24 protein-coding genes and 1 tRNA gene are annotated in these 22,202 nt (G+C 32.8%); 12 read left to right on the forward strand and 13 right to left on the reverse strand.

Translation table 11 applies throughout. The features are described from left to right. Positions 1-55 precede the first annotated feature (55 nt). From AB3G34_RS07385 to AB3G34_RS07395, 3 genes are all read right to left on the reverse strand, one after another. Positions 56-649: a 2OG-Fe(II) oxygenase gene (locus tag AB3G34_RS07385; protein WP_369753925.1), complete on the reverse strand. Its 594-nt coding sequence runs from the start codon at positions 647-649 to the stop codon at positions 56-58. Positions 650-807: 158 nt separating this feature from the next. Continuing rightward, on the reverse strand, positions 808-2,271 hold the full coding sequence (locus AB3G34_RS07390; protein ID WP_369753926.1) for a magnesium chelatase: 1,464 nt from the start codon (positions 2,269-2,271) through the stop codon (positions 808-810). Between the two features lie 118 nt (positions 2,272-2,389). Next, a complete protein-coding gene (locus AB3G34_RS07395; RefSeq protein WP_369753927.1) occupies positions 2,390-3,508 on the reverse strand; it encodes a VWA domain-containing protein in 1,119 nt (372 codons plus the stop codon). A 145-nt stretch (positions 3,509-3,653) separates the two neighbouring features. On the opposite strand from AB3G34_RS07395, the gene AB3G34_RS07400 reads away from it, so the two are divergent. Next, positions 3,654-4,886 (forward strand): ATP-binding cassette domain-containing protein, encoded by a 1,233-nt coding sequence (locus AB3G34_RS07400; RefSeq protein WP_369753928.1) that lies wholly within the window; start codon positions 3,654-3,656, stop codon positions 4,884-4,886. Positions 4,887-5,011: 125 nt separating this feature from the next. Here AB3G34_RS07400 and AB3G34_RS07405 read toward each other — a convergent pair whose 3' ends face one another. The 3 genes from AB3G34_RS07405 to AB3G34_RS07415 are packed head-to-tail and all read right to left on the reverse strand — an operon-like array spanning position 5,012 to position 5,801. Further along, complete coding sequence (locus AB3G34_RS07405) at positions 5,012-5,389, reverse strand: YchJ family protein (RefSeq protein ID WP_369753929.1); 378 nt, start codon at positions 5,387-5,389, stop codon at positions 5,012-5,014. A gap of 23 nt (positions 5,390-5,412) precedes the next feature. Next, positions 5,413-5,643 carry a hypothetical protein gene (locus AB3G34_RS07410; RefSeq protein ID WP_367770426.1) on the reverse strand — a complete coding sequence of 77 codons (231 nt, stop codon included), beginning with the start codon at positions 5,641-5,643 and terminating at the stop codon, positions 5,413-5,415. A 5-nt stretch (positions 5,644-5,648) separates the two neighbouring features. Continuing rightward, entirely contained in the window at positions 5,649-5,801 is a 153-nt protein-coding gene (locus tag AB3G34_RS07415; protein WP_369753930.1) for a hypothetical protein, read from the reverse strand. A gap of 497 nt (positions 5,802-6,298) precedes the next feature. Here AB3G34_RS07415 and AB3G34_RS07420 point away from each other — a divergent pair, with 497 nt between their 5' ends. Beyond that, positions 6,299-8,989, forward strand: coding sequence for a PAS domain S-box protein (locus AB3G34_RS07420; RefSeq protein ID WP_369753931.1), 2,691 nt, complete (start codon positions 6,299-6,301; stop codon positions 8,987-8,989). Next, positions 8,986-9,381 carry a response regulator gene (locus tag AB3G34_RS07425; RefSeq protein WP_367770434.1) on the forward strand — a complete coding sequence of 132 codons (396 nt, stop codon included), beginning with the start codon at positions 8,986-8,988 and terminating at the stop codon, positions 9,379-9,381. Before AB3G34_RS07420 ends, AB3G34_RS07425 begins: the two co-directional genes overlap by 4 nt. Positions 9,382-9,387: 6 nt before the next feature. Here AB3G34_RS07425 and AB3G34_RS07430 read toward each other — a convergent pair whose 3' ends face one another. Next, complete coding sequence (locus AB3G34_RS07430; protein WP_369753932.1) at positions 9,388-9,930, reverse strand: hypothetical protein; 543 nt, start codon at positions 9,928-9,930, stop codon at positions 9,388-9,390. 87 nt (positions 9,931-10,017) lie between these two features. On the opposite strand from AB3G34_RS07430, the gene AB3G34_RS07435 reads away from it, so the two are divergent. The 7 genes from AB3G34_RS07435 to AB3G34_RS07465 all read left to right on the forward strand — a co-directional run bounded on the left by AB3G34_RS07435 (position 10,018) and on the right by AB3G34_RS07465 (position 14,516). Beyond that, positions 10,018-10,266 carry a hypothetical protein gene (locus AB3G34_RS07435; RefSeq protein ID WP_367770440.1) on the forward strand — a complete coding sequence of 83 codons (249 nt, stop codon included), beginning with the start codon at positions 10,018-10,020 and terminating at the stop codon, positions 10,264-10,266. Between the two features lie 163 nt (positions 10,267-10,429). Further along, a complete protein-coding gene (locus AB3G34_RS07440) occupies positions 10,430-10,870 on the forward strand; it encodes a KTSC domain-containing protein (protein WP_367753544.1) in 441 nt (146 codons plus the stop codon). Between the two features lie 164 nt (positions 10,871-11,034). After that, positions 11,035-11,268 (forward strand): hypothetical protein, encoded by a 234-nt coding sequence (locus AB3G34_RS07445; protein ID WP_367770443.1) that lies wholly within the window; start codon positions 11,035-11,037, stop codon positions 11,266-11,268. 232 nt (positions 11,269-11,500) lie between these two features. Then, the gene (locus AB3G34_RS07450) at positions 11,501-12,256 is read left to right on the forward strand and encodes a DUF4369 domain-containing protein (protein WP_367753546.1); all 756 of its coding nucleotides are present in this window, start codon (positions 11,501-11,503) and stop codon (positions 12,254-12,256) included. Positions 12,257-12,295: 39 nt separating this feature from the next. Beyond that, positions 12,296-12,661: a TlpA family protein disulfide reductase gene (locus AB3G34_RS07455; protein WP_367774151.1), complete on the forward strand. Its 366-nt coding sequence runs from the start codon at positions 12,296-12,298 to the stop codon at positions 12,659-12,661. Positions 12,662-12,837: 176 nt separating this feature from the next. After that, positions 12,838-12,919, forward strand: a tRNA-Tyr gene (locus AB3G34_RS07460). 292 nt (positions 12,920-13,211) lie between these two features. After that, positions 13,212-14,516, forward strand: a complete 1,305-nt coding sequence (locus tag AB3G34_RS07465) for a site-specific integrase (RefSeq protein WP_369753933.1) — start codon at positions 13,212-13,214, stop codon at positions 14,514-14,516. An 82-nt stretch (positions 14,517-14,598) separates the two neighbouring features. Here the strand turns inward: AB3G34_RS07465 and AB3G34_RS07470 are convergent, their stop codons facing one another. Then, on the reverse strand, positions 14,599-14,913 hold the full coding sequence (locus AB3G34_RS07470) for a hypothetical protein (protein ID WP_369753934.1): 315 nt from the start codon (positions 14,911-14,913) through the stop codon (positions 14,599-14,601). After that, the gene (locus AB3G34_RS07475; RefSeq protein ID WP_369753935.1) at positions 14,897-15,175 is read right to left on the reverse strand and encodes a DNA-binding protein; all 279 of its coding nucleotides are present in this window, start codon (positions 15,173-15,175) and stop codon (positions 14,897-14,899) included. The genes AB3G34_RS07470 and AB3G34_RS07475 overlap by 17 nt, the downstream gene beginning before the upstream one ends. A 905-nt stretch (positions 15,176-16,080) precedes the next feature. Between AB3G34_RS07475 and AB3G34_RS07480 the strand changes: the two genes are divergently transcribed. Next, positions 16,081-16,473 (forward strand): single-stranded DNA-binding protein, encoded by a 393-nt coding sequence (locus AB3G34_RS07480; RefSeq protein ID WP_369753936.1) that lies wholly within the window; start codon positions 16,081-16,083, stop codon positions 16,471-16,473. Positions 16,474-16,516: 43 nt separating this feature from the next. Beyond that, complete coding sequence (locus AB3G34_RS07485) at positions 16,517-17,584, forward strand: DUF932 domain-containing protein (protein WP_369753937.1); 1,068 nt, start codon at positions 16,517-16,519, stop codon at positions 17,582-17,584. Between the two features lie 322 nt (positions 17,585-17,906). On the opposite strand, the gene AB3G34_RS07490 is transcribed toward AB3G34_RS07485, so the two are convergent. From AB3G34_RS07490 to AB3G34_RS07505, 4 genes are all read right to left on the reverse strand, one after another. Continuing rightward, complete coding sequence (locus AB3G34_RS07490) at positions 17,907-18,182, reverse strand: molybdenum ABC transporter permease (RefSeq protein WP_369753938.1); 276 nt, start codon at positions 18,180-18,182, stop codon at positions 17,907-17,909. Between the two features lie 182 nt (positions 18,183-18,364). Further along, a complete protein-coding gene (gene traN, locus AB3G34_RS07495) occupies positions 18,365-19,300 on the reverse strand; it encodes a conjugative transposon protein TraN (RefSeq protein ID WP_369753939.1) in 936 nt (311 codons plus the stop codon). Between the two features lie 25 nt (positions 19,301-19,325). Next, entirely contained in the window at positions 19,326-20,174 is an 849-nt protein-coding gene (traM, locus tag AB3G34_RS07500) for a conjugative transposon protein TraM (protein ID WP_369753940.1), read from the reverse strand. Then, a complete protein-coding gene (locus tag AB3G34_RS07505) occupies positions 20,128-21,864 on the reverse strand; it encodes a SusC/RagA family TonB-linked outer membrane protein (RefSeq protein ID WP_369753941.1) in 1,737 nt (578 codons plus the stop codon). The genes traM and AB3G34_RS07505 overlap by 47 nt, the downstream gene beginning before the upstream one ends. Between the last annotated feature and the right edge of the window lie 338 nt (positions 21,865-22,202).

Here is a 22,202-nt window from a genome sequence, read left to right on the forward strand (position 1 = left end):
TTAGAGATTGAACATTTGACACTCTCCTAATAATAATAATAATAATAGATCAATACTAATCACATTTCAACCAGCCCGTAATACTCATTCGGGTGTTTTGAGTTACTAAGACTTCATGAAGTAACTCATCACTTTTGAAGAAAACTGTTTTGCCTTGTGTGGGCGCAATTTTCTGGTTGTTATTATCCTGGTGAATTAATAATTCTCCTCCATCAGCAGGCTGCCAATTACTATTTAAATAACTAATCATCGAATATTTTCGACTCGGGTTATTTTGAAACTGATCATAATGTTGCAAATAAAAATCTCCTTTTTCATACAAGGAGTAATGAAATTCATAACCCGTAATTCCGGTATAACAACTTTCATTTAAATAATTGATAAACGCTTCCATTTGTTCAAAAAATTGATTTTCAAACACATTATTATTCTTTTTATCTAACCAATAAATAGAATCACTGCGCACTGCACTATCATAAGCAATCGCTTCTGAGTTTCCTGTTCCAGCAGTAATCAATAAATCTTGTTGGTTTAACGCGAGTAAATTTTGCTTTAAATTATTAGCTAATTCATCACTTAAAAAATTTTCAGATATACCTACTTTATTATCAATATAAGTGGCAATCAAAGCTTCAAAGCTATTTTCCATTAGGTTTTCATTAACCGCAAGGACGGCTAACTGTTGTAAGGTAGTACATATTACATCACTTATAACATACTATTCTCATTTTGCCTTAATTATGAAATAAAAAAAAGCGCTTAGAAAACTACTTCTAAACGCTTTTTAAATAATGATAATAATAGCTATTAAAGCTTACTAATATAACTTCCGTAAATATCTTTGAACTGATATCCTTCTGATATACGATCTTTGCTCAGTTTATTGTACTCTACCAAAGCCCAAAGAATAAACTCCTTCATAAATAACTTATCCTCCTTAGCCAATTCTGGTTGGTATTTTTTAATTAAAATTTCAAGTGGGACAATGGCTCCCAATATTCTTTGGTACTCTTCATCGCTTGCATCATCTAATAATTCGAAACCACTTTCGGCAAAAAACCATTCTATTAAATCCGTATAAGCTGTTTTCTCATTTGGTTTTTCTAGCTTTTCAATTTTTGGAAAATAAGCGGGGAAAAAAGTATGAATTGCTGAACCTAGCAAGTTTTGAGCGACAGCTGCAGCACCCTCCTGCTCTCCTTCATAGACCAACTCTACTTTTCCAGTAATGGCAGGAATAATTCCCATAAAGTCCGACAAACGCAAACTTGTTTTATCAACACCTGCTTTTAAAGCGCGACGCTCCGCAGTACTCAATAAGTTTTCATAAGCCGTAATACTCATTCTAGCACTCACCCCACTTTTATTATCTATATATTCGCTTTCACGTGCTTCAAAACCAATTTGTTCCAGTAAATCTTTGGCCAATGAAGGAACATAAACCATATCACTTTGCACTGTATCAAGCTTCGCTTCTTGCTCCGTAATGGTACGAGCAATTTTTATGGTTTCTGGGTAATGCGTTAATATTTGAGAACCTATTCTGTCTTTCAAAGGCGTTACAATACTACCACGGTTGGTATAATCTTCTGGGTTTGCCGTAAATACAAACTGCATATCTAGTGGCATACGCAATTTAAATCCTCTAATTTGAATGTCTCCTTCTTGCAAAATATTAAACAAAGCCACTTGAATACGCGCTTGTAAATCAGGTAACTCATTGATAACAAAAATACAACGATTAGCACGCGGAATCATTCCAAAATGAATCACACGATCATCAGCATAGGAAAGCTTTAAATTAGCGGCTTTTATTGGGTCAACATCACCTATCAAATCGGCTACCGTAACATCTGGTGTTGCTAACTTTTCTGAAAAACGATCGTTTCTATGCAACCATGAAATTGGAGTATCATCGCCTTTGATGTCAATGATATCTTTGGCAAAACGAGAAATTGGATTTAAAGGATCATCATTAATCTCCGAACCCGTCACAAACGGTATGTATTCGTCTAATAAATCAACCATTTTGCGCGCCAACCTAGTTTTGGCTTGACCACGAAGCCCTAACAAATTTATATTATGGCGAGATAATATAGCACGTTCCAGTTCTGGAATTACGGTGTTTTCAAAACCATGAACCCCTTCAAATGCGGATTTTCCAGATTTAATCTTTTCTCTTAAATTAGTACGCAATTCCTCTTTAATCGAGATACTTTTATATCCTGCTGCTTTTAATTCTCCTAATGTATGTATATTCTCTATTTTCATATTTATTATTTAAAAATTGAATGATTTAAAATTCAACTTATTTATTATTTTAACTTTGAAACACTTAAACTTTGTTACTCTGTCTCTTTGAAACTTTAAAGCTTTGAAAATTTGCAACTTACTTCACTCTCTTCTTCCTATTCGTCTCATAATCTTCAAATATCATTTCACCTAAACCTTTCAGTCCGGTATAAAATGCTTTTCCTTGATTGGCTTCGGTGAACTTATTGACAAATTTTTGTAAATATGGATCATTAGCGATCATAAAAGTGGTTATGGGAATATGCAGTTTTCGGGCTTGCTGTGCTTGACTGTAACATTTATCCACAATGTACTCATCAAGTCCATTACTGTTCATGTAATACGATCCATCTCGCTCTCGTACACAACTCGGTTTTCCATCCGTAATCATGAAAATTTGCTTATTCGTATTTCGTTTTCTACGCAGTAAATCCATTGCTAGTTGCAATCCAGCAACAGTATTGGTATGAAAAGGACCTACTTTTAAGTACGGCAAATCCTTAATGGCAATAGTCCATGCATCATTTCCAAAAACTAAAATATCCAAAGTATCTTTCGGATAGCGTGTAGTAATTAATTCAGCTAATGCCATCGCCACTTTTTTGGCTGGTGTGATTCGATCTTCTCCATACAAAATCATACTGTGACTGATATCAATCATCAGCACCGTACTCATTTGGGATTTGTATTGGGTTTCTTCGACAACCAAATCATTTTCGGTTAACATAAAATCAGTCACACCGTTATTAATTTGGGCATTACGCAAACTCTCCGTCAAGGAAATGCGTTCTAAACCATCACCAAAATGAAATTCTCTAAACTCTCCAGTGTGCTCATCACCGTTTCCAGAGTGTTTCGTTTTATGATTACCACTTCCAGAACGTTTTAAATTACCGAAAATTTGGTCTAAGGCTTGTTGTCTAATTGCACGTTCTGTCTTAGCAGTAATTCCCAATCCTGAAGTTCCATCCTCTTTAACTTCATCTTTGATATACCCTTTTTTCTTTAAATCTTCGATAAAATCATCAATGGTATAGTGTTCATCGGTGAGTTTATATTCCTTGTCTAATTCCCGCAACCAATCGATCGCTTCATCAAAATCTCCCGAAGTATGTGTAATTAATTCCTTGAAAATTCCAAAGAGTTTGTCAAACGGAGATTGATTTGGCGCTTCATATTGCTTGAAATAAAAACCTTTTTTATTATCGTTTTCCATAGACTTTAAAATTACATCATTTTAAAATAAAGCCTTGACAAACGATTACTAATTTTTAGTTAAAATGGATTTTTTTACAACAATTCATTTTAATTGTATCCTATTATAGGAAATAAGTTTAATTTTATATTTTTAAAAATTAAAAATGCAACAACACGAACATTGGGATATACTTTTGTCCAATCAAGTAGATAAAAAAGCGTTTATAGAAACCATTCTTAAAGGCAAATCCGTTGGGAAACTAAGTCATTTCAATACCAAAAGTGGAATGCTTTTTTCAGATATTGCCATTGCTAATTTCATCAAAAAAGAATACCAATACGACTCCATTGAAGCTGCAACTGACACTACACGAAAATTAAGCAGCTTTTCATCGGGGGAACGAAAAAAAGTATTTTTAAATTATTGTATCAAGCAAGAACCTGATTATATAATTCTCGATAATCCATTGGATCATTTGGATATAAATTCAAGAAAATCAATTACAATTGCATTAGAAGAACTGGCCAAAAAAGTACTATTGATCCAAATTGTAAATCGCAATACCGACCTACATTCCTTCATCCTCAACAAAGCACATATTCAAAACAATTCGTTTGTGTTAGAAGATTTAAAACTAGCTGAAGAAACGACAACCACATATTTCAAATCAATTCCGGATGCATTTGACCCCATTGTATATCAAGATACCATATTAATTCAAATGAACGGAGTCAATGTGAGTTACTTGGAAAAACCGATTTTAAAAACCATAAACTGGACCATTAAAAAAGGAGAATTTTGGCATTTATTAGGTCCAAATGGTTCGGGAAAAAGTACTCTATTATCGTTAATTACTGGAGAAAATGCTAAAGGTTACGGTCAAGACGTTTACCTTTTTGGGAAAAAGAAAGGCAGCGGAGAAAGCATTTGGGACATCAAAAAGAATATTGGTTATTTTTCGACTGCTATGCTCGATTTGTTTCAAAAAAGAGACACTCTTGAACAAATGATTTTGTCTGGTTTTTTTGACTCCATCGGTTTGTACACGCAACCTACTAGTTTACAAAAAAAGCTAGTGAGTCAGTGGTTGGAACTAATTAATATGACTCATTTAAAAAACAACATCTTCAATCAACTTTCAATAGGACAACAAAGGCTTGCTTTGATTGTAAGAGCAGTACTCAAACATCCTCCTTTATTAATTCTAGATGAACCTGTGGAAGGTTTGGATGATGAAAATGCAGCTTTAGTTACTCAATTAATTACGGTTTTATCTCAAAAAACTGATATGGCTATTTTATATGTTTCTCATAGAAGTGAACCCAATTTAAAGCCAAATGCTATCTATGAATTAACACCACAAACTAATGGATCAACTGGCGAAATTAAAAATTAATTCTAAAAAATTTGGGCGTGACCACAAGGGTCGTGCTGTACGTTCTCAATCCACGCAAAAAAGCGTGGGATTTCCACTGCCATCACTCACGCAACTCGCACTTATAATTCAATCTTGCTTATAAATTAATGAAATGTACCATCTACATAAAACCATTTTCCGTTTTCCTCTTTAAACGCGGAAAACTCATGATGAATTTGCATTTGGTGATCGCTGTCCAAAAAATACGCTTTAAATTCAACTGTAGTAGCTGTTGCATTTAAAACCTCCAACTTTATCCATTGATTGCTTTGAGACCAATCAAGAATAGCACTTTTAGAATGAAGTTTTCGAGTGGAACTATGTGTCGTAGCTACTAGATAATCTGCATGCTGTATAGCATAAGCAGAGTAACGTGAACGCATTAGAACAACTGCTGTTTCTGCTGTTTTAATCTCTTTTAAATAAGGTTCACAACATTCCTCATACGAAAGTGAAGAACAACAATAACAATTTAATTTCATCTTTAATATATCAAACTTACCACTTAAACTAGACCATCGAGAGCCAAGATTTTTTCATGAAGTTTATTCAATAAAACTTGATACCTACTGATTTCTCGTAGATCTTCATCCTCATCAGAATGGTCCAATAATTCATCCAATTGTTCACTAACATCCACCAACTTATTATTGGCTTCAATTGCATTACTACTTGCAATCAAATCAATAATTTCCTGAACATTACTTTTTAACAACTCAAATTTATCGTTTTCCATAAATTCTATTTTTTATCAATAGCATTAGCTTCGTTAAACATTTTAACGATTTGTTTTAACTTCTCTTTACGAGTTATTTCAGCTTGTTTCACTTTATCCTGCGCTTTATGCAACTTGTCGTTATGCTTTTTAATATTTCTTTCGTTATTCCTGCTCATTTTTTTTATATTTAAATCTAACTTTAAATAGACTCCATTTTTTTTAGCACTAAATTTTTCATAAACATCCTTAATGAAATATAAAAAGGAAAATTCCTGAATTTAACTCGTGCAAAGTTCGTGAATTTAATTTAGAATTGCATTAATGCATTCTTATGATCTTCCTTTATTAAAATAAATTTAGTTGAGAACCTTAAATTTAAGCAAATCATAGATTTAAATGATTTTAGTTTTAAGCTTGAATTTTATGTTAGTTACAAATATTTACTTGTTAATTAAAAACATAATAATTACATTTAGCTTTTAAATATAATGGGTTTATCTAAGACCAAGAAAAAGAATAAATGAAATCTGAAATAAATTGGTCGAAATTGATTAACTGGTTTTTAAATAAACCCAAATCAACAGGCTTCATAGTATTTCTAAGCCTAAGTGTTGTGTTTTCCTATATCTCTATACAGCAATATCATATAGAAAAACAAAATAAAAAGGATGAGATGGATAATACTCTTAAAGTATTACGACAAAACATAGAACAATCTCTAAAAAACTGTTATACAACTACACTCACACTAGCACTTACTATTAATGATGATGGAATTCCTGAAGATTTTAATTCCATTGGTCAACGTTTAATAGAATCCAATAATAGTATCGAAGCTGTACAATTAGTACCAAATGGAATTATTAGGTATATCTACCCAATGAAAGATAATGAAGCTGCTATGGGGTTGAATATTTTGAAGTCAGCATATCTTAAGAAAGAAGCCTTAAAATCCATCTTAAATCAAAAAATGTACTTTGCAGGACCTCTTGAATTAAGGCAGGGGGGACAAGGAATTGTGGGCAGGCTTCCTGTGTACATAAAAAATAAATTTTGGGGATTTTCGGCAGTCATTATTAAATTAGACAAACTTTTAAAAACTTCTGGTATAAATGCTATTGATAAAACTAAATATTATTTTCAAATCTCTAAGAGAAATCCAATTACTCAAAAAGATGTTTATTTTTTACCTCAAAAAATAAAATTATCAGAAAATAGTTTCGTAACCAATACAATTCCTGATGGGGACTGGAAATTATATCTAATTGATACAAAATCAACGAATGCGCTAACCTCTTTTATTGTATCAATTATTTTAAGCTTCATCTTGGCACTAACCTTTGGTTTTTTAACTCTTCTATTGTTGAAAAAACCAGCTGAGTTACAAGTCTTAGTGGATAAACAAGCATCTAATTTAATTGATAACGAAATTAAATTCAAGACTATTTTTGATCAAGCCGCAATTGGTATCTCTAATGTTGATCCCATCACAGGTACATTTTTGGAAATAAACAATCAATTTTGTAAACTTTTGGGATATACTCAAAAAGAGATGAAAGAAAAGAACTATCAATCTATTACACATCCAGATGATTTAAAAGATGACATTGCTACCGTAAAGAAAATTAATAACGGAACGATCAATGACTATACCGTAGAAAAAAGGTATCTAACCAAAAAGGGAGATGTTATTTGGGTCAATTTATCTGTAACTCCACTTTGGAAAAAAAACGAAAAACCCACTAGCAACATTGTAATTATTGAAGATATTACACAAAAAAAAGAAGCGGAACAACTTATTAAACAAAGCCAAATTAGATTTAAAAGTCTTTTTGATGATTCTCCTCTTCCATTGTGGGAACAAGATTATTCACATGTAAAAAAATATCTGCAAGAATTAAATCTAATCAATGAATCCAAGGAAAATATTAGTTCATATTTAAAACAACATCCTGAAGTAATTAAAAAATGTTTTTCTTTAGTTCATATTATTGATGTAAATAATGAATGTTTAATACAATATGATCCCAAAACTAAATCGGAACTATTAACTAATTTTGACATTATTTTTAGTGATGTAGCAATCCCCTCATTCACAAATCATATCATCGCAATTTGCAGAAATGAAAATAGTTTAATAATGGATGCTAAAATAAAAAATCCAAAAGGGGAAATAAGAGATGTCAATTTTATTTATAGTGTAATGAAGGGGTATGAAGATACTTTAGAGCGAGTCATAATTTCAACTGAGGACATTACCGAACGAAAAAAACAGGAAAAAATAATCCTCAATTCGCAAATAAGAATCGAATCTTTAATCAATACTATTGATGGAATCGTTTGGGAATGCGATGCACAAACATTCCAATTTACATTTATTAGTAAAAAGGTAGAAAATATTTTGGGATATACTACTGAAGAATGGTTATCAAGTCCTACTTTTTGGGCAGATCATATTTATACTGAAGACAAAGAAGAAGTAGTAAAATATTGTTCAAACCAAACTAATTTAATGCTAGACCATGATTTTGAATATCGAATGATTGCCAAAAATGGCAATATCGTTTGGTTGAGAGATATTGTTAACGTAATAACAAAAAATAATAAAGCAGTCAGTTTAAGAGGAATTATGATTGATGTTACTAAAACTAAGGAAATCGAAAAAGATCTAAACAGTTCCTTTTTTTTAGTTTCGGAACAAAATAAAAGATTGCTGAATTTTTCCTATATAGTGTCACATAATTTAAGATCGCATACCAGTAATATTACATCACTGACAGGGCTTATTGAAACTGCGGAATCTGATGAAGAGAGAGAACAAATGGTTCAATTATTAAAAACTGTATCTAATTCCCTTAATGAGACTTTATTTAACTTAAATGAAGTTGTAAATATCCAAACTAATATTGGGTTAGTTTCTGAAAAAATAAATTTAAAAAAGTACATAGACAATACTTTCAATATCCTTGCAGAACAAATCAAAATAAAAGGGGCGCATATCACTTCTAATGTTAGTGACGATATTGAAATTAATTATAACCCAGCTTATCTAGAAAGTATTCTTTTTAATATAATATCAAATGCCATCAGGTACAGTCACAAGGATCGAGAACCAAAAATTTTAATAAATTTTCTAAAAGAGAATAACCTTAAAGTAATTGAAATTTCAGACAATGGAATTGGAATTGATTTGGAGAAAAATGCAAACAAAGTTTTTGGTATGTATAAAACATTTAGTGATAATCCTAATGCTAAAGGTATTGGGTTATTTATTACTAAAAATCAAATTGAAGCCATGGGAGGAAGTATTACAATAGAAAGCAAACCTGGTGTAGGAACTACCTTTAAAATTTATATAACATGAAAACAAGAAAAATCTGGGTAATTGATGATGATATAATTTATAAAACCATCATGAAAAAAATTATCCTTAAATCCGAAATTTTCACTTCAACTGTTACTTTTTCAAATGGAAAAGAAGCTATAGATGCTTTAAAAAAAGCAATAGAAAGTAATGATGACCTACCCGAAATTATTCTTCTTGACATTGAAATGCCAGTTATGGACGGATGGGGTTTTATGAGTGAAATGGCCATTCTAAAATCAAAACTTCAATCTAAAATAATGATTTATATTTCAAGCTCATCCATTGCTGTTGATGATAAATTAAAAGCTAAAAACAATAGTGATATCCAAGGCTATATGTCAAAACCAATCAGCCTAAATGATTTAAAATTAATAGCTTCATCAGATTAGAAGAAATTAAATTAAATTTTTAATTTCTTCTAAAGTTGTATTGGTATATATCAATTGATCAATGATGCTTTTTCTCAAAACATTTAAATCATCATATTCATAATATTTTGCCCAAGAAGTCAAATTAAATAAATTTCGAATTTGTTTGATTTTTTTGGTAGTTTCAAAACTGGTTCTTAGTACAGCTTTATTATCGTAATTGGGATTGTTTCTATGTTGATAGTTTACCGTATTTGTTGTATAATCTGCCTCTAGATAATAGAGTTTATCAGTATCATTATCTGGGTAAAAACTTTCCCAACTAGCAAACCCTAATTTAAATTTTGATGCCGTTTCAGGCTCTAATGGAATTAAACGCCATTTACTATTAGCTAATCTTCCCCAATGATTAGAAACTCTATACATACCTAGATTTGTATAATAATAACTACTTCCCGCCTTACTTTGATATTGTATTTTAAGGTCTTTAATTTTTTCTAATGATTCTTCATTAAAAATACAAAACGTATTTTTAAAAGAATTTGGGCTTGGGCGAAAATTTTTTTCCATGCGCAAATATAATCAGAAAGTAAAGAAGAGAAAAACCATTAAATAAATCATTAACTTTGCAACTTAGAATATTTTAAAAATTACATTATGACTAAAGGTTCCGAAGAAAAAATGTTGCAAAAAGGGGTATACACTGGGATAATTGAAAAAGATGAAAACAACAATTTTTTTTGTGGTATTTATCTTTTAGATTATAAAATGGTTCAAGCAAAACATATTGTAGGTGATTGGATTACAATAAAATCTATCATTGAAAACCCAAGTGATATTAGTTATAATAAATATCCTAAAAAGTCAAAAAACTTTGACAAAGCAAATAACAAACCCGAACAATAATTCTTGTATTTCTTTTTTAAAATTAAATTAAAAAAAGACAAATAGTGATTTTTTTTTTATGACAAAGTAAAAACTTAAAAAAAAGTGTACCTTTGCAAAAAATTGTTGTTTTTGAAATTAAAAAATATAATTTCATATTAAAAAACAAGTAGTTACCTTATTTATGAAAAAAATAGTTGAATACCGCAAGTTGCTAAATGTAGACAAAACTGCAGAATTAAAAGATTTAAAAACCATTTATCGCAACGCGATGAAAGAAGCACACCCTGATAAATTTCAAGGAGATGAAGCTGGTTTAAAAGCTGCAGAAGAAAATAGTAAGAAAATTATTGAAGCATATCACTTTTTGGTAAGCATCAATCCAGAAACTACTAAAATAAACTTACCAGAATACACCGAAACAATATCAACATCAACAATTACTGATTATAAATTTGTTGAAGGAAGATTGATCATTAATTTTTCAAATGGTAGTGTTTACGAATACATTAGTGTTCCTAAAGCTACTTATGTAAAAATGGTAAATGCTGACTCTCCTGGAAGATTCGCAAAAAGACACATCCTTAATTCTTTTACTTGGAGAAAAACAATTAACCAAGATTAAGTTTTAAAACTTCTATATAAATCAGCACTCTTAATAAAGAGTGCTTTTTTTTTATCATAACTTTTTCAAAAGTAAAAAAAATCATACAATACTAATTTTAATTGTGTAATATACTTATTTTTAGTATTTTAGCCAACCTTAAAAAATAACCAAACCAACTAACCATGACCAAACCATGCAATTTGTATAAATCTCAATACAATAAAGCCACCGAAACACTTAAGACACTATTAAAACAAAGAGAAGAAATTGATTCAAAACTAAAAACTAACCCAATAAGTTCTGATTTACATAAAGACTTAAGAACAATCAATTTAGAAATAAAAATTACAAATAACGAGATCGAACAAGCAGAATCTGATATTTTAGAATGCGAGTCAACTGAAAACGTATCGTGAAAGCTAATTGAATCTCTAAAACAAGTACAATTCAATAAAAATCACTCTCATCAAATACTGCTGCTCATTATTTTAAAAATTCCATTGTCTTTTTTAACAACTAAAAAGAGATACATGCACTAACTTATACTAAAAATAAATTAAATTATAACAAAAATTTAGGTTATAAAATTATTTATACTTTAATAAAATTAAATACTTTTGCAGACTTAACTTAATTAACTAATTAATAATGAAAAAAATAATTTTATTACTTTCTGCTGCTGTTGTTTTAATTTCTTGCAGCAAAGTTGGAAAAGACGAATACATCATTTCTGGTACTGCAAAAGGTATTGAAAATGGAAAAACAATTATCCTTGAGACACAAAACGATATGGGAATGGTTGCTATTGATACTGTAAAGGTTGAAAATGGTAAATTTGAAATTAAAGGAAAAATTACTGAACCCGCATTTCATACATTACAATTAGAATCTGCTACAAGTAAAATTCCTTTTATACTAGAATCTGGAGAAATCTCTATTGTTATCGATAAAGACAGTATTCAAAAATCAAAAGTATCAGGTACTTATAACAATGATGAGTATGTAAAATTTAATGAGGAAATAAAAGTAGTTCAAAAGAAACTTATGGATTTCCAAACTAAAAACATGCAAGCAATGAATACAGCACAACAAACTAAGGATACTGCTGTAATCAATTCATTAATGAAACAGTTTTCAGAAATACAACAAGAAGTTGGAGAAGCGTCTAAAGCTAAGTATGTAACTTATGCAGAATCTCATCCAAAATCGTTCATAAGTGCCTTAATTATTCAAGGTATGGCTAACGATCCAAGTGTTGATTCTAAAAAAACAGAAGCAATTTATAATAGCTTCGATGCATCATTAAAAAACACTAAACCAGGTAAAGCAATAAAAACTAGACTTGATCAAATGAAAGCGCCTGCTGCTGGAGCCACTGCCCCAACTGCTGGTGACGCTAGATGAAGTACCGATTTTTCGGCACCCAATCCTGAAGGAAAAGTAATTTCTCTTAAAGAAAGTTTAGGAAAAGTAACAATCGTTGATTTTTGGGCCTCATGGTGTGGTCCGTGTCGAAAAGAAAATCCAAATGTTGTAGCTATATACAAAGAGTTACATTCAAAAGGACTTAACATCGTAGGTGTCTCTTTAGATAAAGACGCAGCAAAATGGAAAGAAGCTATTGCTAAAGATAAATTAACTTGGACACAAGTATCCAATTTAAAATTTTGGGATGAACCAATAGCTGCTCAATATAAAGTAGAAGCTATTCCAGCCACTTTCATACTTGATGCATCAGGTAATATAGTTGCAAAAGACTTAAGAGGCGATGAACTTAGAGCAAAAATTATTGAACTTTTGGCTAAATAATCGAATTCTTAGAATAAAATAAAAAAATCTCCCTAGTGGAGATTTTTTTATTTTATTCAATACCAATACGTTAAAAATAATAGTGAAATTAAGTGCAAAATTAGTTTGCATAAACCAAAACAGTTTCTATATTTGCAACCGCTTACAACAACATAAGTGTTGTACTCAAAGGCCTCGGGGAGATACTCAAGCGGCCAACGAGGGCAGACTGTAAATCTGCTGACTACGTCTTCGTAGGTTCGAATCCTACTCTCCCCACTAAAAGGGATTAAGATTAAAAAATGAAAGTTTTTCAATCTTTTCAAAAGTCCTCAAAAAAAGTGTTAAGCCTGCAAATCCAACGATTTGCAGGCTTTTTTCATTTTCTGCACTTTGTCAAAATTTATAAAAGCGCTCAAAGTTTCTATGGCAGAATCGTGGCACATTTGTGTTTTTCGAAAATGTGCCACAGAATATGAGTTAAACCCTTATATACACAGGGGTTAACGTGCTTAACGACTTGATTTTTTGACGTTATAATTCTACATTTATTAACCTTAAAAGTTGAATTATGTTAGAAAGCAGTTTTGGGCTGGTTTTCTTTTTGAAAATCCCCCGCAATGAAAGTAAAATTAGAACCATTTATCTTAGAATTACCGTAGATGGGATACCTAAAGAAACATCTACAAAACGCAAATGGGATATCTCGCGTTGGGATCAAAAATTAGAAAGAGCAGTCGGAACTAAAGAAGATGCGAAATCTATTAATATGTTCTTAGAGTCTCTTACACTAAAAATCAATGAGTACAAAACCGAGAACATGTATAACGGAAAGCTTATTACTGCTCAGAAAGTTATGGATTACATCTTAGGGAAAAATGCTGCGAGAGTCAAAGTACTTGAAGAGTTCCAAAAGCATAATGATGAAATGACGGCTTTGCTGGGTAAAGGATACGCAAAAGGAACTCTCGACCGTTTTACTATCACTATTAATCATTTAAGAGCTTTTATCCGACTTAAATTTAATGCCGAAGATCTTGAATTTTCTGATTTGAATCTTGAATTTATAAAAGACTTTCAATTTTACTTACGTTCTGTTCGCAATTGCAGCAATAATACAACCTTAAAATATATCGCTAACTTTAAAAAAATAGTACTTCGTGCTATTGATAATGAAGTTATCCTGAAAGATCCATTTAAGAACTTTAAAGCTAAAAAATCAAAAATTATAAAAAAACCACTTTCAACTCAGGAATTATATGAGTTAGAACGACATTACTTTAGTACTGATAGACTCAATGTAGTTAGAGACGTGTTCGTCTTCCAATGCTATACGGGATTAGCTTATATCGACGTATATCAATTAAAAAAGACTGATATTAAAGTGGGTGTCGATAAACAATCGTGGATCATGTCTGAAAGACAAAAAACAGGCTCTGCAACTAATGTTCCTCTCCTACCGCAAGCCCTTAAAATAATCGATAAATATAAGGATCATCCTCTTTGTATGCAACGTGGCACTGTCTTGCCTGTAGCCTCAAATCAAAAAATGAACGAATATTTGAAAGAGATTGCTTTACTGTGTGCTTTTCCTTTTACTCTCAACACACACATGGCTCGCAGGACCTTCGGAAGCACTGTTACGTTACAAAACAATGTACCGATAAATGTTGTGAAGGAAATGCTTGGACATTCCTCTGTGAAGCAGACAGAAGCCTACGCTATTACCGAGCAAGTTACAGTTGGACGCGAAATGGCATTGCTTAATAAACGGATAAATAAAACGGATCCAGTAATGTGTGAGTCAGATCTAGCCATCCTTACCAGATTAGAAAAGGAGATAAAAAAAATCAAACAGAAGTATCACTTATCTTGAAATCACAGCAAATACTGTTTATTATCTAGAACTTGAAGACAACTGGAACATATTAATTCAAAACGCAAAAAGGTTGCTACCATCATGGAGCAACCTTTTTGTCTTTCAGATAGACTTCACTTTTAACACCGGGATGGTAGGAAGGAAAATATTCGATGTATCCTAAACTTTGTAGTTCTTTAAAATATTTATGATAAGTCGGTATCGTATTTATATGCGAAAGTGCCATGATCTTGCTACGACTAACTTTAATATTTTGTTTTTGTCTCTGCTTATATCCTAGAGTAAGGATAGCTAGCAACAGCGCGAAGTGCCAAACGTTTAATCTTGGATCTTCCATATATATTTGCAAAGAATTCATTAACCGATCATCGGAAAGTTTATTTGTGCCTTTCATCTGTAAAAAGTTTTAGTAGATCAACTTTATTATAGTAGTACGAGCCGAGTATTTTTTTAAATCGTATCTTTTGGGTCACTCTTAAATTTTGAACAGATCCTGGGGACATATTCATTAATGTTCTTACTTGCTTGCTTTTTATCCATTCTTGGTCTACTATTTCACCTTGGACTTCCTTCGTCTGTGTCATTAAAGTACCAATATTACCTAATAACTCCAAACCAAACTGCCTCAAATCTTCTTTTGTTATCATGTCATTCATAATCTCCTTTTATTTAAAATTTAAACAATACATCTCTCCCTTTTAATTTCAAGTAGCTCTTTATTTTACTTACAGTTTTTTAAAACAGAAAGCTATTCAATTTTACAAAGTGCAATTCAGCAAATAGTCTAGTGCTACTTCTTTTACTCTAAAGTATGCAAATAAAACAAGTCATTTATATATCTGATTATCAATGGTGTTATTTGTCCTCTAATGGCAGTTCACATAACCTTATAGTACTATTCTAATATCCCTTTTTCAAAATTAACTTTTAGAACAGTCAAATCTATACTTCGCTTAATTTCAACTTAACTCGAATCCTCAAAGCACATTTATACTTCCGCTCTGCTCCAGCATAAAAGAGCTTAGTCGGATAATTAATAAAAGAATCTTGAAAATTTAAGCCGCTACCTACCCATAATTTTCAAGATCCTATTACATGGCTTATATAGCCATTTTATTATTTTGGATAAATAGTGCATTGATGATATTACACAGTACTTATTTGAAGAGTCGCTTTTTCTTTATAATCCCAAATAATCTTCTTTACAACCTTGCTTCCAGTCTATTACTCTTCAAAAACCAGTATGCTCAATTGTCCCAATTCAAGAGCAAAGGTATTCTAGTGTTTTTAACGCAAAAAAAAGGTCAAGCCCTACGGGTTTATCAAAAAATCTCTACCCATGCGGGTTGTATTTATTTGATAAAACCTTGTTTTTACTAAACACTAACCTTTTATGCTCTCGAAACGAAACATAGCATACTCCGGCTCTTTGGACGAATAAAAAAAATGTCAACAATGAAATTTAATACTATTTATATTGGAATTAGACTGAAACAAAACAGCACCTCCTCTCATTACCGAATAAATTAATTAAAAAAAATAAATCTAAAAAGTAAAAACTATGAACATCATCGGAAGATTAACAAAGGATGCGGAAGTACACACAACACCGCAGGAAAAAAAAGTGGTAAATTTTTCAGTAGCGATCAATGATAGTTACCGAAATAAGCAAGGCGAACGCATAGAGCAAACTAGCTATTTTGATTGCTCCTATTGGATAAGTCCAAATGTTGCCAAAATACTCCTTAAAGGGGCTTTAGTAGAGCTAACAGGAAGAGTGAGCACAAGAGCCTGGACAGCTACTAACGGAGAATTAAGATCGAGTTTAAATTTTCACACCTCGACTATTAAATTACACGGAGGTAGTAAGAAAATAGAACAGGCGCAGGCTATCGGAAAACAAGAAAATACAAAGATCATTTTAGCGGAGCCTTTAGATGACCTACCATTTTAACACTATTATTTAATCATTTTTATAACTCTTAAATTTTAATATCATGGCACACAATTTAAATTTCAACGAAAGAACTGGTCGCTATTCCTTTTTTAGCGTACAAGAAAAAGCTTGGCATGGTTTGGGGCAAATAGTAACGGACTATCCAACAAGCGCGCAAGCAATTAAGCACGCAGGACTTGATTATGAAGTGATAAAAAGTCCGCTTTATACCAAGGCGTCAAACATAATCGATCCTACTGACAATTTAGAGCTAGAAAATAACGAGATCAACGTACCCAATTATTTTGCTACGACCCGCACGGATAACAATACCGTTTTGGGTGTAGTCGGTAAAGACTATCACATTGTACAAAATCGTGAAGCATTTAGTTTTTTCGATTCCATTGTAGGTGGTACAGATGGGATTTTGTACGAGACTGCAGGCGCTTTAGGAAATGGAGAGCGTATTTTTATTACGGCTAAATTACCGGACTATATTCGTGTGGGCAATGGTGATGATGTTACAGAAAAATATATTTTCCTTACCACTTCACACGATGGTAGCGGAAGCATTACGGCAGCTTTTACACCCGTTAGAATAGTTTGCCAAAATACCCTAAACGCTTCGCTTCGCAATATGAGTAATGTAGTACGCATACGCCATACTTCGGGAGCTAAACAACGTTTGGAGAATGCGCACAAAGTAATGGGATTAGCAAACGAATTTAGCAATCAATTAGAGGATATTTTTAATAATTGGGCTAAAGTGAAAGTGAACGATCATGAGGTTAAAAAAATGATCCAATTCGCACTTTGCCCTAACAAAGAAACCTTACAAAATCTTAAGGCTGGAAATGAGGACGAAATATCCACAGTTTTTAAGAATACCGTTGAAGATGCTTTTGCCTATGCTATGACAAGCGAATCACAACAAATGAACACGACAAAAGGAACTTTATTTGGAGCGTACAACGCTGTAACAGGCTACTACCAAAATGTACGTAGCTACAAGGATAGTGAAGCCAAATTGCAATCCATTATTTTGGGAGGTACTGCACAATTAAAATCTCAAAAAGCTTTTGAAATCTGTACTAATTTTCAAAAAATGGGTGTGAATTGCTTTAATTAATAAGCCTTTTAAAAACTATAGACGGCCCAGTTCGATAGTGGCCGTCTATTTTTATTAGTATCGTTTTTTAGTTTTACGGAATACATATCTTGAAATCTTGAACTTCAAAAAGACATTCCCTTCTTAATAGTCTGGAAAGTCTTTTTGAAGAAGTTGGTTGAACCACTTCAGAAAAAAGTAATCAGTACGCAACGCTCTCTTCTATTTTTCCTGAAAAGGTTCGAGTTAAATGATAGGATATTCTTCATCCTATTGCTTATTTCTGGCTTCTTTTCTTTCCACAACAGCGTCAAAAGAAAAGAAGCAAAAGAATGCCGCTCTCTTATTTCACATTTTCAACTTTGATTTGAGTTAGTTTCTTTTCGCTTGACTTCTTTCTTGAATAACTCCATAAGATAAGTAGTCCAAAAATTATAAATCCAATGGAAATCCATTTGGTCACTCTTTCAAAGAATGTTATTACTACTGCTTTTTCATAACTCGAAAACCCTTCCACTCCCATTGGTCCTCTTCTGTAAAACTTTCGTCTGTTGATCCAGTACCGAAGGCTAAAACCTATAAAGAGAGAAACTATACTTAAAAACAATGCAGGATTCATATGCAAATATTTAAAAATTCAACAATATAAATGTACATAAAAAAACTAATTATTTAAAAAATAAACAACTCATTTTTAAGTAGTTAAGATGTATTTTTGATTAATTAAAATAAAAGTGATTGTTAAACTATAAATAGTAAAACAATCACTTCATCAAACCGTTTTGATCCTATACAGGTTTTTTATTTGACATCTCTTTCGAAGTATCTCTCTTTATCTTTCCTAACATTCTCCTGCTGGATTAGTTTAGATTTAAGTAAATGTGAGTTCTTAATTTTTAATATCTGTAATCGGCTACCATTCTTTTCATGGAGTTCTATGCGAAGTACTTTGTCATCTGCGATCGTAAATTGATCCAAAACAAAAACATTTCTGGAAACCGTTTTTCCTTGTACTTCATCGATAGATTTATAAACTCGTACTGGATGTTTAATTACTTCTTGTACAACCGTGCGTTTGGCTTTCTTTTTATCTATCACTTTAAAATTGATGAAATCAATTGGAAATGTAACGAAGCTTGAATTCCTAATTTGGGTATGAAAATAAAATTTGTCATCGTTAATATAAATACCTTTTAATAAAAATTCTATTCCAAATTTTCTGGTACCAATTTGTTTTATAAAGTGCTTGTCTTGCTTATAAATCTCCTCCATTAATTCGTCGACCAATTCGGGTGAATTCGTTCCAAGTTCTTTAAACAAAATTGGTTTTGAGCTCCATCCACGATCACTCATAACAGTTTTAGTTAAACTGTAATTAGTAACCCTAGGACATGAATTGTAGGCGACATTAAAACTATAGAAAGTTCCGTCTTCTGTAATTACTGAAAAATTGGTTTCTTCTTCAAAATCGCGTACAGAAGCCTTAACTCGTAAAACATTGCCAGCATCATCAGCCTTACTCGCAACCAAATTAGTACTACCTAAATCTACATAACGTATACCAGAGGGAAATAATAGATGCGAAGTTTTATCGAATGTTAGTTCTATACTGTATGGTTCTATTATAGTTAGATCTTTCTTTGCACTTGTGCACAAGGCCGCTTGCCCGTGCGTAATTGATGTGTATCCTAACATTAAAATTAGTATCATCAAAGTATTTTTTACAGCTGTTTTCATATTATACCATTTATTTTTTGAATAATTATTTTTTTGAGACTAACAGTACTTGCAATCCTGCTTTTAGGGTAACTTTTGGAGTCTTAATTTTTTTTGAGAAATAATTTGAAACACCTTGAACTAATCCTCGGCTTAAATCCCCTGCGATCTGTTGTCCAGCAGAAGTTGACAGCATTATACAGCTGCCAGAAGTTTGTCCCATATTGGCTGCTATGTCGGTCATAGCGGTACGTTCTGGAGAATAAGGCACTGCCAATCCCTGTTGTCCGTCCAAACCATAGATAGTGAGCTCAATGGGGAGAATATTTCCCTCCAACTCAATAGAGCTGATCTTCAGTTGTAACCTACCTTGCTGAAACTTTGAATTTGCAGTTACTACAGTACCGATTGGGATCGTTTTGTTCTGTATTCTTGCGGGTTCCAATAAACGCAAGCTAACACTAGTTTCTTCGGATACTAGTTGTGTTTCTTGAACAACAGCACGAATACTATTCTTTGCTTGCTGTTGTTGATTACTACTGGTGAATGTGCTATTGAGAGCCGCTATCAATTGATCTTCCTCAACTCTTTGCTGCAGGTTAGAAACAACAATTTGACTTTCTGGAATTATCGAAACAAAGACTTCTTTAGGTGGTGAAGAAGGTTCAGTTGCGTTGTTTTCATTCGAAGCTGAACTGATTGGCAAATATTTAGCCGCCATCTGATACGATTTCTCCATTAACTCCAATTGATTCTCAACAACATTAGTTGGTGGTTCTTCCTTTTTTGCTAGTTCTTCTTTTAGCTCCTCTAGTTGTTTGCGTAATTCCTGTGTTTCAGAATTATCATTATTGTAAAAACTGCCCAATATTGTGCAGTAAACTGTTACTTGCAAAACCTGATCCGATTTGTGCCAATTGTTGCCCGGTTTGCTTTTGAAAAGTTGTGCCTGCCAATAGCATTAATTCTGAATTGCCTACCGTTTTCTTCCAATTGATCTGAGGTTCAATAATCCATGAGCTACGTTTGGCATTGTTTATAATAAGCGTGGAAACTTCACTACCCAGTCCATACGCTGGATTGTACATGGTAGAAGGAAATGTCCGATTTTCGGAGATATGATAGTCTGTATATCCTAGATTTGTTTTTATTTCCAAGTTTTCTAGTATGTTGTACGAAAGAACAGTATTAGCAATTAGGTTGGTTGTGTTGGCTGCATATTTGCCTTCCAAATAGCTTAACGGATTGTTCCAGGTGCCATTTTCCCAATTTAAATTTCCTAGGGCATCGTATAGAGCTGGGGCATTTGGCGCCAGAATTGTAGCTTGGTACATTAGATCGTTTGCGGGTAGGCTATTCTCATCAGTAGCATAATCTGCAGTAAAGCTTATTTTAAAACGATTGTCAATAGAGCGGTGCGTTAGGCTGTTATGAAACGCCAATTTTTCATATTTTGCATCCCCAGGGAAAACGGTGGTTTCGTTACGGTAGGTGCCACTTAATAAAAATTGAGTTTCTGCATTTCCGCCAGAGACCGTAGTTTGAATGTTGTTCGTATTTGCAGTACCTCCCAGTAATTCTTTTTGCCAATTGGTGTAACGGTTTTGATCCCAAGTGCCATTTACATCATAGGCGTACCCTGGATAGTCTGTAATTCCATCATTGGCAAAGGCTTCCTTACGCATGGATAAATATTGTGGTGTATTTAGTAAATCCATGGTACGAGTTCGTTTTCCAAAACTGGAATACGCAGTCATATCGAATTTGGTTTTTCCTTGTTTTCCTTTTTTGGTTGTTATGAGGACCACGCCGTTGGATCCTCTTGAACCGTAGATTGCGGTAGCATCAGCATCTTTTAGTACTTCCATACTCTCAATATCTGAGGGGTTAATATTGTTGAGAGGACTTGCTGATCCTGCCAAGATATTGCCCGATGTCATTACTGAGCCTAATGATTGCGAACTGTATGGTACTCCATCCACAATATATAGCGGCGCATTACCATCAGTGCGAATACTGTTTATCCCTCTGATCTGTATGTCAAAACCTCCACCAGGAGTTCCAGTGGCTTGTGTAATATTTACACCAGTCATACGACCTTGCAAAGCCGCCAAAGGGTTATTTATGGGTTGTTTTTCGATATCCTTTGCTGTAATTTTAGCAATGCTTCCCGTTCGTTCGCTTTCTTTTACGGAGTAGTAACCAGCATTAATTTTGACTTCCTGAAGTGAAGTCGCATCTTGATGCATTTCAATATTGATCACAGTTTGGCCATCAACAGGAATAGTTAGGGTTTTGTAGCCCATATAGGTAAAAAGGAGCATATCGTTGGGAGATGCGGTGATTGTAAATCTCCCTTCAAAGTCAGAGATAGTTGTTTTTTGTTGCCCTTGTATCCTAATGGTAACACCAGCTAAGGGGTTGATGCCATCCGTAATGGTACCTTTTATTTGGCTTTGTTGCGGTAAGGAGTGATTTTGCCTCAGTAGCTTGTTGGCTAGAGCAGGGGTACAGGATAATGAGAACCCGATAATAATCAGGTACCAAAAAGCCAATCCACCTTTGTAAAATGAAATTTTTTTCATAATATTGGGTTAGTTAATTGAAACGTTAGTTTTGTTAGCGGTGGTCCTCTAGTATAGCTTGCCGGCGTGTTAGAGGGCCATTTTTATTAGTCGAAAGACTAAAGTCTTAAAGTCGAAAGTTAGACGGATGACTAAAAGAGTGGATTTGATTTTCTTTTATTGCATAGGCATTTCATTTAAAATTTTTTAAATAGGAAAAGCTTACTGCCGTTGCCTGTTGCAGCCAAACGCAGGCAGTGCCTTTCCCAACTAATTCAATAATTATTGGTATTGCGAGACTAATAAGAAGAGGCAGTGCTAAGAATGGAAGTTGAGTTTTGCCTAAATAATTGGCATAA

It is taken from the genome of Flavobacterium sp. WC2409 (genome assembly GCF_041200085.1).
Classification (GTDB): Bacteria; Bacteroidota; Bacteroidia; order Flavobacteriales; family Flavobacteriaceae; genus Flavobacterium.

What these genes read in the sequence shown, in the direction of transcription:
- AB3G34_RS07465 (WP_369753933.1), top strand. Translation starts at nt 13,212, where the DNA reads ATGTTAGAAAGCAGTTTTGGGCTGGTTTTCTTTTTGAAAATCCCCCGC.
- traN (WP_369753939.1), bottom strand. Translation starts at nt 19,300, where the DNA reads ATGAAAACAGCTGTAAAAAATACTTTGATGATACTAATTTTAATGTTA.
- AB3G34_RS07440 (WP_367753544.1), top strand. Translation starts at nt 10,430, where the DNA reads ATGAAAAAAATAGTTGAATACCGCAAGTTGCTAAATGTAGACAAAACT.
- AB3G34_RS07435 (WP_367770440.1), top strand. Translation starts at nt 10,018, where the DNA reads ATGACTAAAGGTTCCGAAGAAAAAATGTTGCAAAAAGGGGTATACACT.
- AB3G34_RS07480 (WP_369753936.1), top strand. Translation starts at nt 16,081, where the DNA reads ATGAACATCATCGGAAGATTAACAAAGGATGCGGAAGTACACACAACA.
- AB3G34_RS07425 (WP_367770434.1), top strand. Translation starts at nt 8,986, where the DNA reads ATGAAAACAAGAAAAATCTGGGTAATTGATGATGATATAATTTATAAA.
- AB3G34_RS07450 (WP_367753546.1), top strand. Translation starts at nt 11,501, where the DNA reads ATGAAAAAAATAATTTTATTACTTTCTGCTGCTGTTGTTTTAATTTCT.
- AB3G34_RS07475 (WP_369753935.1), bottom strand. Translation starts at nt 15,175, where the DNA reads ATGAATGACATGATAACAAAAGAAGATTTGAGGCAGTTTGGTTTGGAG.
- AB3G34_RS07405 (WP_369753929.1), bottom strand. Translation starts at nt 5,389, where the DNA reads ATGAAATTAAATTGTTATTGTTGTTCTTCACTTTCGTATGAGGAATGT.
- AB3G34_RS07430 (WP_369753932.1), bottom strand. Translation starts at nt 9,930, where the DNA reads ATGGAAAAAAATTTTCGCCCAAGCCCAAATTCTTTTAAAAATACGTTT.
- AB3G34_RS07415 (WP_369753930.1), bottom strand. Translation starts at nt 5,801, where the DNA reads ATGAGCAGGAATAACGAAAGAAATATTAAAAAGCATAACGACAAGTTG.
- AB3G34_RS07420 (WP_369753931.1), top strand. Translation starts at nt 6,299, where the DNA reads ATGGATAATACTCTTAAAGTATTACGACAAAACATAGAACAATCTCTA.
- AB3G34_RS07445 (WP_367770443.1), top strand. Translation starts at nt 11,035, where the DNA reads ATGACCAAACCATGCAATTTGTATAAATCTCAATACAATAAAGCCACC.
- AB3G34_RS07385 (WP_369753925.1), bottom strand. Translation starts at nt 649, where the DNA reads ATGGAAAATAGCTTTGAAGCTTTGATTGCCACTTATATTGATAATAAA.
- AB3G34_RS07395 (WP_369753927.1), bottom strand. Translation starts at nt 3,508, where the DNA reads ATGGAAAACGATAATAAAAAAGGTTTTTATTTCAAGCAATATGAAGCG.
- AB3G34_RS07410 (WP_367770426.1), bottom strand. Translation starts at nt 5,643, where the DNA reads ATGGAAAACGATAAATTTGAGTTGTTAAAAAGTAATGTTCAGGAAATT.
- AB3G34_RS07400 (WP_369753928.1), top strand. Translation starts at nt 3,654, where the DNA reads ATGCAACAACACGAACATTGGGATATACTTTTGTCCAATCAAGTAGAT.
- AB3G34_RS07505 (WP_369753941.1), bottom strand. Translation starts at nt 21,864, where the DNA reads ATGAAAAAAATTTCATTTTACAAAGGTGGATTGGCTTTTTGGTACCTG.
- AB3G34_RS07470 (WP_369753934.1), bottom strand. Translation starts at nt 14,913, where the DNA reads ATGAAAGGCACAAATAAACTTTCCGATGATCGGTTAATGAATTCTTTG.
- AB3G34_RS07485 (WP_369753937.1), top strand. Translation starts at nt 16,517, where the DNA reads ATGGCACACAATTTAAATTTCAACGAAAGAACTGGTCGCTATTCCTTT.
- AB3G34_RS07390 (WP_369753926.1), bottom strand. Translation starts at nt 2,271, where the DNA reads ATGAAAATAGAGAATATACATACATTAGGAGAATTAAAAGCAGCAGGA.
- AB3G34_RS07490 (WP_369753938.1), bottom strand. Translation starts at nt 18,182, where the DNA reads ATGAATCCTGCATTGTTTTTAAGTATAGTTTCTCTCTTTATAGGTTTT.